Below are 337 nucleotides of genomic sequence, written 5' to 3' on the forward strand. Positions count from 1 at the left end.
TGTGCAGTTCTCAAACAACGACCAGCCACCCACCACCCCGCCCAAACAGACGAGTTCACTGGGGCCGGCAACCGAAGGCAGCCTCTCGGCCGAACCTTCAGACACCCAACAGCGCGCCCGACCCGATCCATCCGCCCCTGCGTTCCACACCCCGAAGAGCAGTACTGACAGAAACCGACCGACCGTGCCGAATAGTCAACGTTCCACCCATGAGCAACCAGCACCGAACACTCGCCGGTGTACTGGCCTCTGACCAGGCGAACCCGGTAAGAAGTGCTCCTTAGAAAGGAGGTGATCCAGCCGCACCTTCCGGTACGGCTACCTTGTTACGACTTCG

The 337-nt window shown here is 60.8% G+C and carries 1 rRNA gene; it reads right to left on the bottom strand.

Annotation, left to right across the window (positions count from 1 at the left end):
• Positions 1 to 284 precede the first annotated feature (284 nt).
• A 16S ribosomal RNA gene (locus tag V9U70_RS00160) occupies positions 285 to 337 on the bottom strand; the annotation flags it as partial.

Origin of the sequence: Streptomyces pratensis (assembly GCF_037137275.1) — a bacterium.
In the GTDB taxonomy this organism is placed as follows: domain Bacteria; phylum Actinomycetota; class Actinomycetes; order Streptomycetales; family Streptomycetaceae; genus Streptomyces; species Streptomyces pratensis_B.